This is a genomic window from Ochrobactrum sp. PL_is501 (assembly GCF_055816895.1).
Window position 1 is genome coordinate 194,381 of record NZ_JBVPGR010000031.1, and the last position, 14,145, is coordinate 208,525.

Annotated in this window: 14 protein-coding genes; 8 read left to right on the plus strand and 6 right to left on the minus strand. The window is 59.0% G+C overall.

What is annotated here, in order from left to right:
- Position 1: 1 nt before the first annotated feature.
- The gene (gene hdaA, locus AC0TOF_RS06735; protein WP_122000066.1) at positions 2-700 is read right to left on the minus strand and encodes a DnaA regulatory inactivator HdaA; all 699 of its coding nucleotides are present in this window, start codon (positions 698-700) and stop codon (positions 2-4) included.
- A 51-nt stretch (positions 701-751) separates the two neighbouring features.
- A complete protein-coding gene (locus tag AC0TOF_RS06740; protein ID WP_473767624.1) occupies positions 752-1,993 on the minus strand; it encodes an AI-2E family transporter in 1,242 nt (413 codons plus the stop codon).
- 360 nt (positions 1,994-2,353) lie between these two features.
- Between AC0TOF_RS06740 and purM the strand changes: the two genes are divergently transcribed.
- The 3 genes from purM to AC0TOF_RS06755 all read left to right on the plus strand — a co-directional run bounded on the left by purM (position 2,354) and on the right by AC0TOF_RS06755 (position 4,761).
- On the plus strand, positions 2,354-3,457 hold the full coding sequence (gene purM, locus AC0TOF_RS06745) for a phosphoribosylformylglycinamidine cyclo-ligase (RefSeq protein WP_473767625.1): 1,104 nt from the start codon (positions 2,354-2,356) through the stop codon (positions 3,455-3,457).
- A complete protein-coding gene (gene purN / locus AC0TOF_RS06750; RefSeq protein ID WP_473767626.1) occupies positions 3,454-4,077 on the plus strand; it encodes a phosphoribosylglycinamide formyltransferase in 624 nt (207 codons plus the stop codon). Before purM ends, purN begins: the two co-directional genes overlap by 4 nt.
- A gap of 159 nt (positions 4,078-4,236) precedes the next feature.
- The gene (locus AC0TOF_RS06755) at positions 4,237-4,761 is read left to right on the plus strand and encodes a DUF992 domain-containing protein (protein WP_473767627.1); all 525 of its coding nucleotides are present in this window, start codon (positions 4,237-4,239) and stop codon (positions 4,759-4,761) included.
- A gap of 74 nt (positions 4,762-4,835) precedes the next feature.
- Here the strand turns inward: AC0TOF_RS06755 and AC0TOF_RS06760 are convergent, their stop codons facing one another.
- Both AC0TOF_RS06760 and AC0TOF_RS06765 read right to left on the minus strand, forming a co-directional pair.
- Entirely contained in the window at positions 4,836-6,956 is a 2,121-nt protein-coding gene (locus tag AC0TOF_RS06760) for a molybdopterin oxidoreductase family protein (RefSeq protein WP_473767628.1), read from the minus strand.
- A gap of 77 nt (positions 6,957-7,033) precedes the next feature.
- Entirely contained in the window at positions 7,034-7,879 is an 846-nt protein-coding gene (locus tag AC0TOF_RS06765; RefSeq protein ID WP_122000062.1) for a DMT family transporter, read from the minus strand.
- Positions 7,880-8,030: 151 nt separating this feature from the next.
- Between AC0TOF_RS06765 and AC0TOF_RS06770 the strand changes: the two genes are divergently transcribed.
- The 4 genes from AC0TOF_RS06770 to AC0TOF_RS06785 all read left to right on the plus strand — a co-directional run bounded on the left by AC0TOF_RS06770 (position 8,031) and on the right by AC0TOF_RS06785 (position 10,863).
- Entirely contained in the window at positions 8,031-8,903 is an 873-nt protein-coding gene (locus tag AC0TOF_RS06770; protein ID WP_473767629.1) for a 23S rRNA (adenine(2030)-N(6))-methyltransferase RlmJ, read from the plus strand.
- Positions 8,904-8,998: 95 nt separating this feature from the next.
- Positions 8,999-9,466, plus strand: a complete 468-nt coding sequence (locus tag AC0TOF_RS06775; RefSeq protein WP_473767630.1) for a phage portal protein — start codon at positions 8,999-9,001, stop codon at positions 9,464-9,466.
- Between the two features lie 87 nt (positions 9,467-9,553).
- Positions 9,554-10,234 carry a ribonuclease T2 family protein gene (locus AC0TOF_RS06780; protein ID WP_473767631.1) on the plus strand — a complete coding sequence of 227 codons (681 nt, stop codon included), beginning with the start codon at positions 9,554-9,556 and terminating at the stop codon, positions 10,232-10,234.
- 29 nt (positions 10,235-10,263) lie between these two features.
- Positions 10,264-10,863, plus strand: coding sequence for a glutathione S-transferase (locus AC0TOF_RS06785; RefSeq protein ID WP_122000058.1), 600 nt, complete (start codon positions 10,264-10,266; stop codon positions 10,861-10,863).
- 51 nt (positions 10,864-10,914) lie between these two features.
- Here the strand turns inward: AC0TOF_RS06785 and blaOCH are convergent, their stop codons facing one another.
- Entirely contained in the window at positions 10,915-12,087 is a 1,173-nt protein-coding gene (blaOCH, locus tag AC0TOF_RS06790) for an OCH family extended-spectrum class C beta-lactamase (protein ID WP_473767632.1), read from the minus strand.
- A 195-nt stretch (positions 12,088-12,282) separates the two neighbouring features.
- Here blaOCH and AC0TOF_RS06795 point away from each other — a divergent pair, with 195 nt between their 5' ends.
- Positions 12,283-13,158 (plus strand): LysR family transcriptional regulator, encoded by an 876-nt coding sequence (locus AC0TOF_RS06795; protein ID WP_473767633.1) that lies wholly within the window; start codon positions 12,283-12,285, stop codon positions 13,156-13,158.
- 69 nt (positions 13,159-13,227) lie between these two features.
- Here AC0TOF_RS06795 and omp25 read toward each other — a convergent pair whose 3' ends face one another.
- Positions 13,228-13,869 carry an outer membrane protein Omp25 gene (omp25, locus tag AC0TOF_RS06800; protein ID WP_006472445.1) on the minus strand — a complete coding sequence of 214 codons (642 nt, stop codon included), beginning with the start codon at positions 13,867-13,869 and terminating at the stop codon, positions 13,228-13,230.
- Positions 13,870-14,145 lie beyond the last annotated feature (276 nt).

The following is a 14,145-nucleotide window of genomic DNA, read 5'->3' on the forward strand; positions in this document are numbered from 1 at the left end:
CTCAGCGTTCCGGCTGTTCGCTGTCGGCCAGAACCTGTGCGGCAAGCGTGCGCGTGATGCGGCTTTTCTGTTCCAGCGCCGCGCGGTCGAGCTTGTCGACAATGCGGATTGCAGACAGAAGCGAGCGCTCGATCCGGCTGACCAGATAGGCGACGACATGCGGCTCCACGCTCACCTGCCTGTCCGCGAAAAGCTTGTGAATGACTCCGGAAAGCAAGAGGTCGTCGGGTTCGGCAATTTCCACAACGGTCGCGGCCTTGAGGCGCGAGGCAAGATCGGGAAGCTTGACGTTCCAGTTCGCAGGCCACAGGCGGGACGTCATCAGCAGTGAAGGCCCAAGCCCTTGAGCCGCATTCTGCCGGACGCTGTTGATGAGATGGAAAAGCCCGGTTTCGTCGAAAGGCGTGCCGCCGATATCGTCGATCAGTACCGGATATTCGGCAGCGCCATTCACGGCTTCTTCGGTGATGTTGGATGGATCAACCAGAAGCGCGCCCGTTCCGGCACGCCAGATTTCCGCAAGATGCGTCTTGCCCGAGCCAGTCGGCCCGGCAAGAATGGTGACCGGCGACAGCCAGTTCGGCCAGCGATCAATGAGATCAACGGCGGCGCGGTTGGAGCCCGTGACGATCAGGTCCTCCCGGTGATAACCGGGCTGATGCTCAAGGTTCAACGGAATCTGGCGCGGTGCCTCACGCATCGCGGCCTCCTGCACATCCTGTTGTAACGCCTGGCCGGTTACGACCCAATCTCATTTCTCTCTGCCCGCATTCTCGCCTGCCTCGATCAGCGGCCCCGCATCCGGGTCCGGGTGATGATAGGCAGGATCATACATCGGTGATTGGAGATAGCTATTCAATGCGAAGCGCACAAGCACCCCGACCGCGGCTGCGGCAGGCACAGCCACCAGCATTCCGGTGAAGCCGAACAGCGAGCCAAAGGCGAAAAGCGCGAACATGAGCCAGACCGGATGCAGCCCCACGGACGAGCCGACGAGCTTCGGCTGGAGGATGTTGCCTTCCACGAACTGGCCAAGGAAAAACACGCCCGCAACGGCACAGATCATGATCCAGTCAGGCCAGAACTGGACCAGCGCCACGCCGATGGCGAGCGCCAGGCCGACAAAGGAACCGATATAGGGAATAAAGCTGATGAGACCGGCGAAAAAGCCGATCAGCAGGCCGAAATTGAGCCCCGTCAGCGTAAGGCCGATGGCGTAATAGGTTCCCAGAATGAGGCAGAGTGTGCCCTGTCCGCGAATGAAACCGGCGACGGCGGCATTCATCTCGCGCGCAATGCCGCGCACGGTGTGAAGCTGGCGACGCGGCACCCATGAATCGATGCTTGAGACCATGCGGTCCCAGTCCAGAAGCATGTAGAACGCGACCACCGGCGTAACGACGAAAAGCCCCGCAATATCAATCAGGGATTTCCCCGAATTCCACAGGGACTGAAGCAAGGTCGAGAGGAAACCGGCGCCCTGCTGGAGCAGCGAACTCAGATTCTGCTGAATGACGGAACTGTCAATGCCGATATATTTCTTCAGCCAGTGCGAATCCTCATTCGCCAGCAGGGACTGCAACTGGGTGATATATTCGGGGATTTTGGAAATGAAATCCGCAAGCTGCGTTGCGAGGATCGGCACGACGATCATCAGGCCGAGGATCAGCGCCATCAGGAAGATGAGCAGGATGACGACCGTGGCCGCAAGCCGCGAAAGGCCGAGGCGCTCCAGCCTGTCCGCAACGGGATCAAGGAAGTAGGCCAGCGCCATCCCGGCCACGAAAGGCAGCAGGACGGAACTGAACACGACAAGGAACAGGACGAAGACCGCGACAGCGCCGATCCAGAACATTGCCTGACGGCGCACCGAAGAGCCGGTCAGCGCACCGACTTCCACATTGACGTGAATGTCGCCATCGCGAACCGTCGCTTCCGATTGACGGATCGTTCGGCTGGCGGTCGTGCGCGTTGGTGTCGGTTTCTTGACCATGGGCGTCCATTTTCCAGGAAATAAGCTTGATAAGCCTGTCCTGATAGCAGGATGGCGTTACGGATATCTTAGTGCGAACGGCGACAAGTTAGAACGGCCTGCCTGAATTGCAATGCTTGATCGAAAGGTCGCTCGAAGCACAACCCTCTATCGCAAGAGAAATGATCCATCACGATTCCAGGCAGAATCCTGCGCTAATTCGCTCTTTTCCGGCTTTGTGGCCTTGCGGGCAGCGCCGTCTCGTGTCATTGCGCGCACATTCTCTGTTTATCGCATTTTCTCAAGCAAAACCGTTATACGCTTTTGCCGAAAATGCATTAGACAACTGCGTGGATAAGCACCCCCTTTCAGGAGCAGGCCATGACCATGGAAAACAAGCCCGCCAATAAGCCCGCCGACAAGTCTGCTGCCCAGAATGGCCTGACCTATGCGCAGGCTGGCGTCGACATCGATGCTGGCAACCTGATGGTCGAGAAGATCAAGCCGCTCGTGCGTTCCACGCGCCGCCCCGGTGCGGACGGAGAGATCGGCGGCTTTGGCGGCCTGTTCGACCTCAAGGCTGCGGGCTTCAAGGACCCGGTGCTCGTTGCCGCCAATGACGGTGTCGGCACCAAGCTGAAGATCGCCATCGATGCCGACAAGCACGACACAGTGGGCATTGACCTTGTTGCCATGTGCGTCAACGATCTGGTCGTGCAGGGTGCCGAACCGCTCTTCTTCCTCGACTATTTTGCCACCGGCAAGCTTTCGCCGGATCAGGGTGTCGATATCGTTGCGGGCATTGCCGAAGGATGCCGTCAGGCCGGTTGCGCGCTGATCGGCGGCGAAACCGCTGAAATGCCGGGCATGTACCGCGACGGCGATTATGATCTTGCCGGTTTCGCGGTTGGCGCGGCTGAGCGCGACCGCCTGCTGCCGCGCGGCGACATTGCCGAAGGCGACGTCATCCTCGGCCTTGCTTCGTCCGGCGTTCATTCCAACGGATTTTCGCTGGTGCGCCGCATCGTCGAGCTTTCCGGCCTCGGCTGGAAGTCCGATGCACCGTTCCAGCCGGGCGCCACGCTCGGTGAAGCGCTGCTTACCCCCACACGCATCTATGTGAAGCCGCTTCTCGCCGCGATCCGCGCTTCGGATGGCATCAAGGCGCTGGCGCACATCACTGGCGGCGGTTTTCCGGACAATATTCCGCGCGTCCTGCCGGAAGGTCTTGCCGCCGAAATCGACCTTGCCTCCATTTCCGTTCCGCCGGTCTTCTCCTGGCTTGCCAAAACCGGCGGCGTCGAGCCGAACGAAATGCTGCGCACCTTCAATTGCGGCATCGGCATGATTGCCGTCGTGAAGCCTGAGAAGGTCGAGGAAGTCGTAGCCGCCCTTGCCGCTGAAGGCGAAAAGGTCGTCGCGCTTGGCCGGATGGTCAAGCGCGAGAAAGATGGCGTCGTCTACAAGGGCCAGCTCCCGCTATGAGCCGCAAGCGGGTCGTCATCTTCATTTCGGGCGGCGGCTCCAATATGGAGGCGCTGATCCGTGCCGCCGAAGCTGCGGATTTTCCAGCCGAAATAGTGGCTGTATTCTCCGACAAGGCAGAAGCTGGCGGTCTTGCCAAGGCGCAAGGCGCAGGCATTGCCACGCAAGTTTTCAAGCGCAAGGATTATGCCTCGAAGGAAGCGCATGAAGATGCCATTCTCGAAGCGCTTGCCGCCTTGAAGCCGGATATCATCTGCCTTGCCGGATACATGCGCCTTCTGTCGGGCCGCTTCATTGCCCCCTATGAAGGCCACATTCTCAATATTCACCCTTCCCTGCTGCCGCTGTTCCCCGGACTGCACACCCATCAGCGGGCCCTCGATGCGGGGATGAAGGTCGCTGGCTGCACCGTTCATCTGGTGACCGAAGGCATGGATGAAGGTCCAATCCTGGCGCAGGCGGCGGTGCCGGTGCGCCCCGGAGATAATGCGGAAACACTTGCAGCGCGTGTCCTGAAAGCCGAACATCAGCTCTATGCAGCCGCCCTGCGCAAATTTGCCGCCGGACAGGCAGGGGACCAGTCAGATGAACCGGCAGACTGCGTGGTTGTTAGCGTCTGACCGCGGCAAATTCATCACACACGAAGTTTTTTGTTAACAAAACTTTAATCACCCGCAAAAAGCTCTAATTCCCCCTCCTAACGGAACTTGCTTCGGCAAACCCCGTTAAGAGTCGTGAGAAACGTCTCTTTCAATATGTTTTTAGAAGAGGACAAAGACATGTCTCTCCGTTTTTCGACTTCCTTCCTGTCCGCAATGGCCGTGGTTTCCGGCATTGCGGTTACGGCTCCAGCCATCGCAGCCGACTTCGTAGCTCCTCCCGCTTCGGGTCGCACCCAGCCGCGCTCGGAAGTCGGTATGCTGTCCTGCGATATCTCCCCGGCGATCGGCGTGATCATCGGCAGCCAGCAGGATGTGGATTGCGTATTCCAGCCTGCCCGCGGTCGCGGCCCGATTGAGCATTACACCGGCACCATCACCAAGCTCGGCGTCGATGTCGGCTTCATCAATGGCGGCCGTGTCGCCTGGGCGGTATGGGCCCCAAGCGTTCGTCCGGAAGGCGCGCTTCAGGGCCGCTACGTTGGCGCTTCCGCCAATGCAGCCATTGGCGTCGGCTTCGGCACCAATATCCTGACCGGCGGTTCGTGGAAGACGATTTCGCTTCAGCCGATTTCACTTCAGGGCCAGCGTGGTCTGAATGCAGCTGTCGGCGTTTCCAAGCTGAAGCTGCGTTACGCTGGCTAACAAGCGGCGCGAATTCCAACAACGCCGGGCGCATATATAGTTTATATATGCGCCCGGCGTTGTTGGATTAGTATTTATGCATTTATTTTGCGTATCCAGATTTTGGTGTCATGCACCGCCAGCCCGCCATAGGGGGCGGCAGGTTCAGCGCCAACCAGGATGTTGATCCCCTCGCCGCGCTCGAATGCCGAGTTCGGGAAAATGCCCTCCGACACGACGACACCGCGTTTTTGCCCGGTGCGCAGCACGGCATGAAGCACCAGCTCGCCGCGATGATTGCCAATCTCGATGCGCTCGCCGTCCTCGATGCCAAGCTCTGCCGCATCGTCGGGATGGATCAGAAGTTCGGGCCGGATTTCCTTGGCAAGCGAGGTCGGCGTTTCGGCAAAGGTCGAGTTCAGGAAATTATGGGCGGGTGAGGTTGTCATGCGGAACGGATGTTCGGCATCCGCCGTTTCAATCACTTCCCAATGGTCCGGAAATTCCGGTATCGACTGATGAGGCCCCTGAAGCCCCATGACTTCCGGCGGCTTGTTCGGCGAAGGGCTTCCGGTCCAGTCGGGGCGGAAGCGGAACTTGCCGTCAGGCCATTTGAAGCCATTGATATAATGCGCTTCCTCGAAGGGCGGCTGCAGATCGACAAACCGCTTTTCCTTCAATTCGTCGAAATGCGGCAAATCGCTATTGGCATTCATGTTGTCGATCAGCGTGCGCTCGTCGAGGTCGAAGCCGGGCAGATGCCCGACGCCAAGCCGTTTGGCCAGTTCGTTGATGACGAAGATGTTCGGGCGCGCATCGGCGAGAGGCTCGATCAGCTTCGGCCCCAGAACCACATGCTGCTGCCCGCCGCCGCGATAAATATCGTCGTGCTCAAGGAATGTAGTCGCAGGCAGGACGACATCGGCCATCTTCGCCGTATCGGTCATGAACTGTTCGTGCACGGCGACGAACAAATCCTCACGCGCGAAGCCCTTGCGGACCAGCCGCTGTTCCGGGGTGACATTGGCCGGATTGGTGTTCTGGATCAGCATCGCCATGACGGGCGGACCATCAAAAAGCGCTTGCCGGTCACCGGTGAGAATGCGACCGATCTTCGACTGATCGAGAAAGCGAATGCCGACATCCTGCATGGCGCGGCCTTCGATCTCGCGCTTGTCCATCTTGAAGATGCCGGAATTGGAATGAAAAGCCCCGCCGCCTTCATGGAGGAATGCGCCCGTGACGCAGGCAATCGAAGCAGCGGCATGCATGTTCACCGCGCCATTGCGCTGGCGGGTGAAACCATAGCCCAGCCGGAAATAGGTGCGCTTGGTCTTGCCGACGAGATGAGCGAAGGCCTCGATCTCTTCAACGGACAAGCCGGTAATCGCCGCTGCCCATTCCGGCGTGCGGGTCTGAAGATGCTTTTCAAGCCCCTTGGGATCGTCGGTATAACGCTCCAGATAATCCCAGTCGGCCAGACCGTCGCGGAACAGCACATGCATGACCGCACAGGCAAAGGCGCCATCGGTTCCGGGCTTCAGCACAATGCCCATATCCGCCTGCCGGACGGTCGCATTGGCGTAAACGTCGATGACGACGATCTTCGCGCCGCGCTCCTTGCGCGCGCGAACCGCATGGGTCATGACATTGACCTGCGTGGCCGCGGCATTGGTGCCCCAGATGACCACGACATCGGCTTTGGCCATTTCACGCGGATCGGGGCCGGTCAGGCTTCCGGTTCCGGCAAAATAGCCGGTCCAGGCCATATTGGTGCAGAAACTGTCGAACTGATTGGAATAGCGCTTGGCAAAGCGCAGACGATTGATCGAGTCGCGCTGCACCAGCCCCATCGTGCCTGCATAGTAATAGGGCCAGACGCTCTCGCTGCCATAATCCTGCTCGGCTTTCAGAAAGCGCTCGGCAACAAGATCAAGGGCTGCTTCCCATGATGCCTGTTTCCACTGCCCCTCGCCTTTCGCGCCAGCGCGAACCAGCGGATGCTTCAGGCGGTCGGGATGATGGACGCGTTCGGCATAGCGCGCGACCTTGGCGCAGATGACGCCAGCCGTGTAGCTGTTGTCCTTCGCGCCGCGCACGCGCCCGATGGTGCGCTCGTCGAGAATTTCCACGTCGAGTGCGCAGGTTGACGGGCAATCATGCGGACAGGCCGAATGACCGATCTTGGTATTCGAAATGGGGGCGTGCTGGTTCATACTACTTTATTAGCTCAAGCCACTTGCCGCAGAAACGAATTTCTGCCGGAAGATTGTCACTGTGACGAAATAAATTTTCACGACAGGCGCAATGAAATCGCACCGAAGACAATAAGCCCGGCAGCCACAAAACGCGACAGGCCGACTTTTTCTTTCAGCACCAGGAAGGAAATGAGCACGCCGAAGAGGATCGCCGTCTCCCGCAGTGCCGCGACGACGGCAATTGGAGCCATCGTCATCGCCCAGAGCGCCAGGCCATACGACCCCAATGTGCCCACCCCGCCGATCATGGCCGGTCGCCAGTGATTGCGCAGATATTGGATGAACCGGTCCGGCTCGCGATAAAATGCCCAACCGGCAAGCGGAATGGCGTTCATCAGGAACAGCCAAAGCGTATAGGACAATGGCTCGCCCGAAACGCGGACGCCAAGGCCATCGATGATCGTATAGCTGGCAATGAAACCGGCATTGGTGAGGGCCAGCAAGGCGGTGCGGCTTGAAGCACCGCGATTTCTGCGCCGGGCGTCAAGCGCCATCGCCAGAACGCCGGAACAGATCAGAATGATGCCAAGCCAGCTTTGCCAGCCCATCACCTCGCCGACCAGAGGCGCGCTTACCAGCGCCACCAGCAAGGGCGGCGTACCACGCATGATCGGATAGGCTTCGCTCATATCGCCGGACTTATAGGCTGCTGCCACCAGCGACATGTAGAAGGTCTGCGTGACCGTCGACAGAAGCATGTAAATCCAGCTTGCCGGGTTCGGCAGCGGCAAAAAAGGCAGGATGAAAAGAGCGATCAGCCCGGCAGCGCCGGTAACACTGGCAGCGCCGAAAAACTTGTCTCCGCTGCCCTTGACGATTGCGTTCCAGCTCGCGTGGAGGAACGCGCCAAAGAGGACGATCAGAAGGACGCCACCAGACATTCAGGACTCGACTCAAAGGATAAGGAGCGGATGCTGAAAGTTGTATGTCACATTTGTGACAGAAGAGATATTGCAGGAACGACGCAGACCGATGCCTTTTGAGCATTTCTGCCCCTTGCCGAAAACAGGCCGACATGAAACAAGCGCAGCCATGAATTATCGTCACGCCTATCACGCCGGAAATTTTGCGGATGTCGTCAAGCACGTCATCCTGGCCCGTCTCGTCGAATATCTGAAGCGCAAGGAGCAGGCCTTTCGCGTCATCGACACCCATGCGGGCATCGGGCTTTACGATCTGAAGGGCGTGGAAGCCGGCAAGACCGGCGAATGGACGGGCGGCATCGACCGCATCGTGGAAGCCATCCAGAAAGGCCAGATCGAGCAGCCCGCGCTGGAATTGCTGGAGCCTTATCTTGGCGCCGTCCGTGCCGTCAACGAAGGCGAAGCGCTTCGCCATTATCCGGGTTCACCGCTTCTGGTGCGGCATTTGCTGCGCAAGCAGGACCGTTTGTCCGCGCTGGAACTGCACCCGCAGGATTCGGCCAGGCTGGCGAAACTCTTCGACGGTGACTATCAGGTGCGCGTGACCGAGCTCGACGGCTGGCTTGCGCTTGGCGCCCACCTGCCGCCGAAGGAAAAACGCGGCATGGTGCTGGTCGATCCGCCTTTTGAAAAGGAAGGCGAATTCGATCGTCTGGTCGACGGCCTCGTCAAGGCGCACAAGCGTTTCGGCGGCGGCATCTACGCGCTTTGGTATCCGGTAAAAGACCGCAGGGAAACCGAACGTTTCACCCGCCGCCTGCGTGAAACCGGCATTCCCAAGATCATGCAGATCGAGCTTGCGATTCGCGCGCCTTCCGCCGAACCGCGCCTTGATGGCACGGGCATGATTGTGGTCAATCCGCCTTTTACACTCGAAAGTGAGATGCAAATCCTGCTTCCCTGCCTTACCAAGCTTCTGGCCGAGGAAAAGGGGAGCAATTTCAGCATCAAGTGGGTGCGCAGCGAGACGGATCGCACTTGACCCGGAGAAATTGCTAGCAGAAACTGCGCCTTGACGAGGCTTCGGCCATCACAGAATTCAGCGAGCTGGCTCGCAATTTCGGACAGGATAGAGATATGCAACGAACCCTGGATCGCATCGGACGATTTTCACGCGCAGCCGCTTTCGCCGCAGCCGTCCTTCCCCTGACGCTGGCTTCCCTGCCCGCGAGCGCCGCAGACTATCTTGCTCCGGCTCCCGCAGGGGTTGCCGATGCGGGCGCGTGCAGCCAGCAGAGCGTCCTGCGCTCGGTGGTTTCCGATTTCGGCTATCAGGTGCGCCACGTTCCGAACCTGCCGCAAGTCGGCATCACGGCCATGAGCGACGTTCAGCTGACGCGCTATGAACCAAAGACCAACCCGGCCCAGATCGAGCGCACCTATTGCAAGGCAACCGCCGTTCTGACCGATGGCCAGTATCGTTCGGTCTGGTATATGGTTGAGGAAGGCCAGGGCTTTGCCTCCATGGGCCGCAACGTCGAGTTCTGCGTCGACGGTTTCGACCGCTGGTATGTATATGACGCCCGGTGCCGCGTTCTTCGCTAACACTACAGTTGCATTCTTCGTGATGCCGGCCTGCCGCTTTTTGATTCAGGCACTGAAGCCTCAGGGCAACCATTGAGTGGAGGGCATATGCTGCGGAAGTTTGGCGCTGCTGCGATCACGTTGCTTGCAGCGGCGATGGCGAACGTCCTGCCTGTACGCGCCGATGACATTCCGGGCGAGTTCGACTTTTATGTACTCGCCCTCTCCTGGTCGCCAAGCTACTGCGCATCGGAAGGCCCGCGCGCCAACAAGCAGCAATGCGGCACCAACCGGCCTTTCGGTTTCGTGGTGCATGGCCTGTGGCCGCAGAACGAATGGGGTTATCCAGCGAACTGCCAGCTTGACAATAATCGAAGCGGCGGCAGCTATGTGCCGCGACGGATTATTTCCAGCCTCTCGGACATCATGCCCGCTGCCGGTCTCGTCGCCTATCAATGGCGCAAGCACGGCAGTTGCTCGGGCCTTTCACAGAATGATTATTTCGACACGCTGCGCAACGCTTTCGATCAGGTCAATATTCCGCCAAGCCTGCGCAGTCTTGGCAGTGGGCTGGCTGGCGGGCGGCGCGTCGATCCCATGCTTGTTGAAAAAGCCTTCGTCGCTGCCAATCCCGGCATGAAGCCGGACGGTATTTCGATCAGTTGCAAGCGGAATTACCTGCAGGAAGTCCGCATCTGCATGACAAAGGACCTGCAATTCCGTTCCTGTGGCGAGGTGGACGCCAATGCCTGCCGAAGCCGCTCCGTGATGATGCCCGCCACGCAATAGACCCTACTTAGCCTGTTCAGGAAATTACGATGACACAGATCCTCTATTCACCTGCTTCGCCCTATAGCGCGAAGGTTCGCATGGCCGCGCACTATGCGGGCATTCCGTTTGAAAGCGTTGTCGTCAATACCGCGGCTGAACCGGAGAACCTCATCCATGCCAATCCGCTCGGGAAAATTCCGACACTGGTGACGGATGACGGCAAATCCGTTTTCGACAGTCGTGCGATCGTCCAGTATCTGGACCGGGTTTCCGGCAAGAAGCTTTTCCCGCGCAATGCCGAAAAGCGCACCGACGCGGAGCGTTTTGAAGCCATTGCCGATGGTCTTTGCGACGTGCTTCTGGCGCATGTCTATGAACGGCGCATGCGCCCGGAAGAGAAGGTTCACCAGCCCTGGCTCGACCTGCAGTGGCGCAAGGCCGAACGCGCGCTCGACCTTCTGAATGAAGCGCCGCCGCGTCTGGCGGGCAAGCTGCATGCGGGACATATCGCCGTTGCAGCGGCGCTTGGCTATCTGGCGCTCCGTTTTGAAGGCAAGTGGGAGCGCAACCGCTCCAAGCTCAAGCGCTGGATGAAGCGTTTTCAGGAACTGCATCCGGAACTGACGGAACTTTTGCCGCGCGGCTGATTGGTCTGGAACGAATAAAACCCCGGATTTCCCGGGGTTTTCTCTTGCGGTTCATTGGCTTTTATCGATCGCCTGCAAAATCCGATACGCAGCTTTTATGCGCTCGTCGTTCGGATAGTTCCGGTTGGCGAGCAGAACGATTCCCGCCTGCTTCGCTGGAATAAAGGCCGCATAGGCACCGAAACCATTGGTGGAGCCTGTCTTGTTGATGAACATATCCGCCGAGGGCGCGTGCGGGGGATCGAATTTCTCGACCTTATGGGATTTCCGCGCCATGTCGGACGAATTGCCCGCCAGAAGCGTGTCGAGCGTGACCGGATTGGCATAGATTTCCCAGCCGAGCCCCTGATGGTTCGCGCCGACACGGTAGTAACTCGTATGGGTTGCGGCGACGGCTTTCTGAAAGTCGGGAGCAAGCGGCGAGCTGTCGATATTCAGCGCGACGAAACGAAGGAGGTCGGGCGCCGTGGTCTTGATGCCGTAGGCCTCCGCATCCAGCGTGCCTGCCGATACCCAGGTCGGCTTATCGGCCTTGGTATAGCCGTAGGCATAGTTCTTCATCCGGCTTTCCGGCACATGGACGAACGTGTTTTTCAGGCCGAATGCGGGCAGAAGCTTCTGCTCCATCAACACGTCGAACGGCTGGCCCATGCTGCGCGCCGCGAGATAGCCGAACAGGCCGATGCTGGGGTTGGAATAACGGCGCTGCGTACCCGCCGGATAGTCCGGCTTCCACTTCTTGAAATAGGCCAGCATGGAACTGTCGTCGGTGACTGCATCGGGAAACTGCAAGGGCAATCCCCCCGGCGTATAGGTTCCAAGATCCAGCATGGTAATCCTGTCGAAACTGCTGTCTTTGAGTTCGGGAGCCCATCTGGTTGCGGGATCGGACAGGGAGAATGCGCCGGTCGCCAATCCATAACCGCCAAGCGTTGCAGTGAAGGTCTTGCTGATCGAGCCTATCTCGAAAAGCGTATTCTCATCGACTTTCTGCCCGCTGTCCTTCGATGCCACCCCATAGCCGAAGAAATGGCTTTTGCCGTCGATGGTTATGGCAACGCCCATGCCGGGGATTTTCTGCTCGGCCATGAGCGGGCGCACAGTTTCATCGACAATGCGGCGCAGGTCGTCATCGTTCAGCTTGCCAGCCGCCAGCGCGCCGCTGGCGGGAATGACAGCCGCGCCAGCAAGGAAACCGATCAAAAGTGTCGTAGATTTTCTCATGACAGATGAATAAACCTCATGATTATGCGTTCGGCTGCATCTTAATCAAGACATAGCCGTCGCTGCGCGATCCATTATACTGAAACCCGTTATCTGCGGGATGCAAGCCTTTCAGGCCCTGCTGATATACGATGCTTGCGCAGCAACGACAAACGACGTTATCTAGCATTTGGCATTAGAAAAATTTGGGTTTCCATGGTTCGCCCGCATCTCCCGCTCAATTCGCTGCGCGCCTTTGAAGCGTCGGCGCGTCACCTCAGTTTCACCAAGGCCGCCATTGAGCTTTGCGTCACGCAGGCCGCTGTCAGCCATCAGGTCAAAAGCCTTGAGACCCGCCTCAATGTGACGCTCTTCGAGCGCCTGCCGCGCGGGCTGATGCTGACCAGCGAAGGAGAAACGCTGCTTCCCACATTGAAGGACGCATTCGACAGGATTGCCGGAACGCTTGAGCGTTTCGAGGCTGGGCATTACCGGGAGATATTGCGGGTGGGTGCGGTCGGGACGCTTGCCGTCGGCTGGCTTCTGCCGCGCCTGCGCGATTTTCAGAATCGCTATCCGTTCATCGACTTGCGGCTTTCGACCAACAATAACCGGGTGGATATTGCGGCGGAGGGGCTCGATTACGCCATCCGATTCGGCAGCGGCGCCTGGCACGGGATCGATGCAACCCGATTGCTGGAAGCGCCCTTGTCGCCACTATGCATTCCGGAGCTCGCGCGCGAATTGCGAACACCGGCCGATCTTGCGCGCCAAACGCTGCTGCGCTCCTATCGTGCCGATGAATGGGCGCAGTGGTTTCTGGCGGCGGGCGTTACGGGTGACATGCCCCTGCCCCGCAGCATCATGTTCGATTCGTCGCTTGCCATGATGGAAGCCGCCATGCAGGGAGCAGGCGTCGCGCTTGCGCCGCCGCTGATGTTTTCCCGGCAATTGCTGTCGGAAGCCGTCATGCAGCCCTTCGAAACGACGGTGACGATGGGCAGTTATTGGCTGACGCGGCTGCAATCGCGGGCGGAAACCGAGGCGATGTCGGCCTTTCGCGGCTGGCTGATGGAGACAGCAAACAGCTGAATTCAAAAACAACGCAACAAAAAACCGGGCAGTCGCCTGCCCGGTTTTCCGTGTTCAATTATCAGATAATTAGAACTTGTAGCCAACGCCGACGCGGATGTCGTGGGTGTCGAGCTTGTTACGGACCGACTCGGTGCCAAGATCATAGGTCTTGTTGCCGAACTGGGTGTAACGGTATTCGACGCGGCCCAGGATGTTGTCCGTGAGCTTGGCTTCCAGACCGGCGCCAGCAGTCCAACCAACGCGGAACTTGCTTTCGTCGTCGAAGCCGTTGTCGAGCTTGACCTGCTTACCAGCAACACCGGCGGTGATGTACGGCATGACCGGGTTCAGGTCGTAGCCGAGACGGCCACGCAGCGAGCCTTCGAAGCCTTCCTTGACTTCCAGGCCGTTCTTGGACTTCTTGGCCCAGGAGTAGCCGGCGTCGCCTTCAACACCGTATACGAACTGGTCCTGCTGGAAGTTCCAGCCAGCGTAAGCGCCAGCCTTCATGTCATCCGGCTTGATGCTGCCGTCGGTGTTGGTCTTGACCTTGTTCCAGCCGTAGCCGAGGTACAGACCGGTGTAGCCGCCAGCCCAGCTGTACTGCGGAGCCATTTCGACCGGAGCCGGAACAGGAGGCTGTTCCTGGATGGCATCAGCAGCGAAAGCAGTCGCAGAGAACGGCAGCAGCGCAGCCGAGGCGATTACGAGAGACTTAAGAGTGCGCATAGCATTCTCCTTACACAAATTACATTTCGCGCGGTCCCTTATCGGGCGGACGGCCTTGGGAGCAAATCGTCCATGCCGCGCTGACCGGATCGGTATATCGGCGGTAAATGCGGCACGAAATGCCCGCTTCTGTGGAGATAAACTGTCGAGAAAATGGCAAAAATGCGATGTTGCATTATCGCAACGCCGAATATACCCGCCTATATAGTTGGTGCATGCCGGTTGCGGTGCCCCGCGGCGTCCGGCAAGGTTGAACGAAGCCGCTGAAATCCCTAC

Coding starts and splice junctions, on each gene's coding strand:
- purN (WP_473767626.1), top strand. CDS start 3,454: ATGAGCCGCAAGCGGGTCGTCATCTTCATTTCGGGCGGCGGCTCCAAT.
- omp25 (WP_006472445.1), bottom strand. CDS start 13,869: ATGCGCACTCTTAAGTCTCTCGTAATCGCCTCGGCTGCGCTGCTGCCG.
- AC0TOF_RS06780 (WP_473767631.1), top strand. CDS start 9,554: ATGCTGCGGAAGTTTGGCGCTGCTGCGATCACGTTGCTTGCAGCGGCG.
- AC0TOF_RS06785 (WP_122000058.1), top strand. CDS start 10,264: ATGACACAGATCCTCTATTCACCTGCTTCGCCCTATAGCGCGAAGGTT.
- purM (WP_473767625.1), top strand. CDS start 2,354: ATGACCATGGAAAACAAGCCCGCCAATAAGCCCGCCGACAAGTCTGCT.
- AC0TOF_RS06795 (WP_473767633.1), top strand. CDS start 12,283: ATGGTTCGCCCGCATCTCCCGCTCAATTCGCTGCGCGCCTTTGAAGCG.
- blaOCH (WP_473767632.1), bottom strand. CDS start 12,087: ATGAGAAAATCTACGACACTTTTGATCGGTTTCCTTGCTGGCGCGGCT.
- AC0TOF_RS06740 (WP_473767624.1), bottom strand. CDS start 1,993: ATGGTCAAGAAACCGACACCAACGCGCACGACCGCCAGCCGAACGATC.
- AC0TOF_RS06775 (WP_473767630.1), top strand. CDS start 8,999: ATGCAACGAACCCTGGATCGCATCGGACGATTTTCACGCGCAGCCGCT.
- hdaA (WP_122000066.1), bottom strand. CDS start 700: ATGCGTGAGGCACCGCGCCAGATTCCGTTGAACCTTGAGCATCAGCCC.
- AC0TOF_RS06755 (WP_473767627.1), top strand. CDS start 4,237: ATGTCTCTCCGTTTTTCGACTTCCTTCCTGTCCGCAATGGCCGTGGTT.
- AC0TOF_RS06770 (WP_473767629.1), top strand. CDS start 8,031: ATGAATTATCGTCACGCCTATCACGCCGGAAATTTTGCGGATGTCGTC.
- AC0TOF_RS06765 (WP_122000062.1), bottom strand. CDS start 7,879: ATGTCTGGTGGCGTCCTTCTGATCGTCCTCTTTGGCGCGTTCCTCCAC.
- AC0TOF_RS06760 (WP_473767628.1), bottom strand. CDS start 6,956: ATGAACCAGCACGCCCCCATTTCGAATACCAAGATCGGTCATTCGGCC.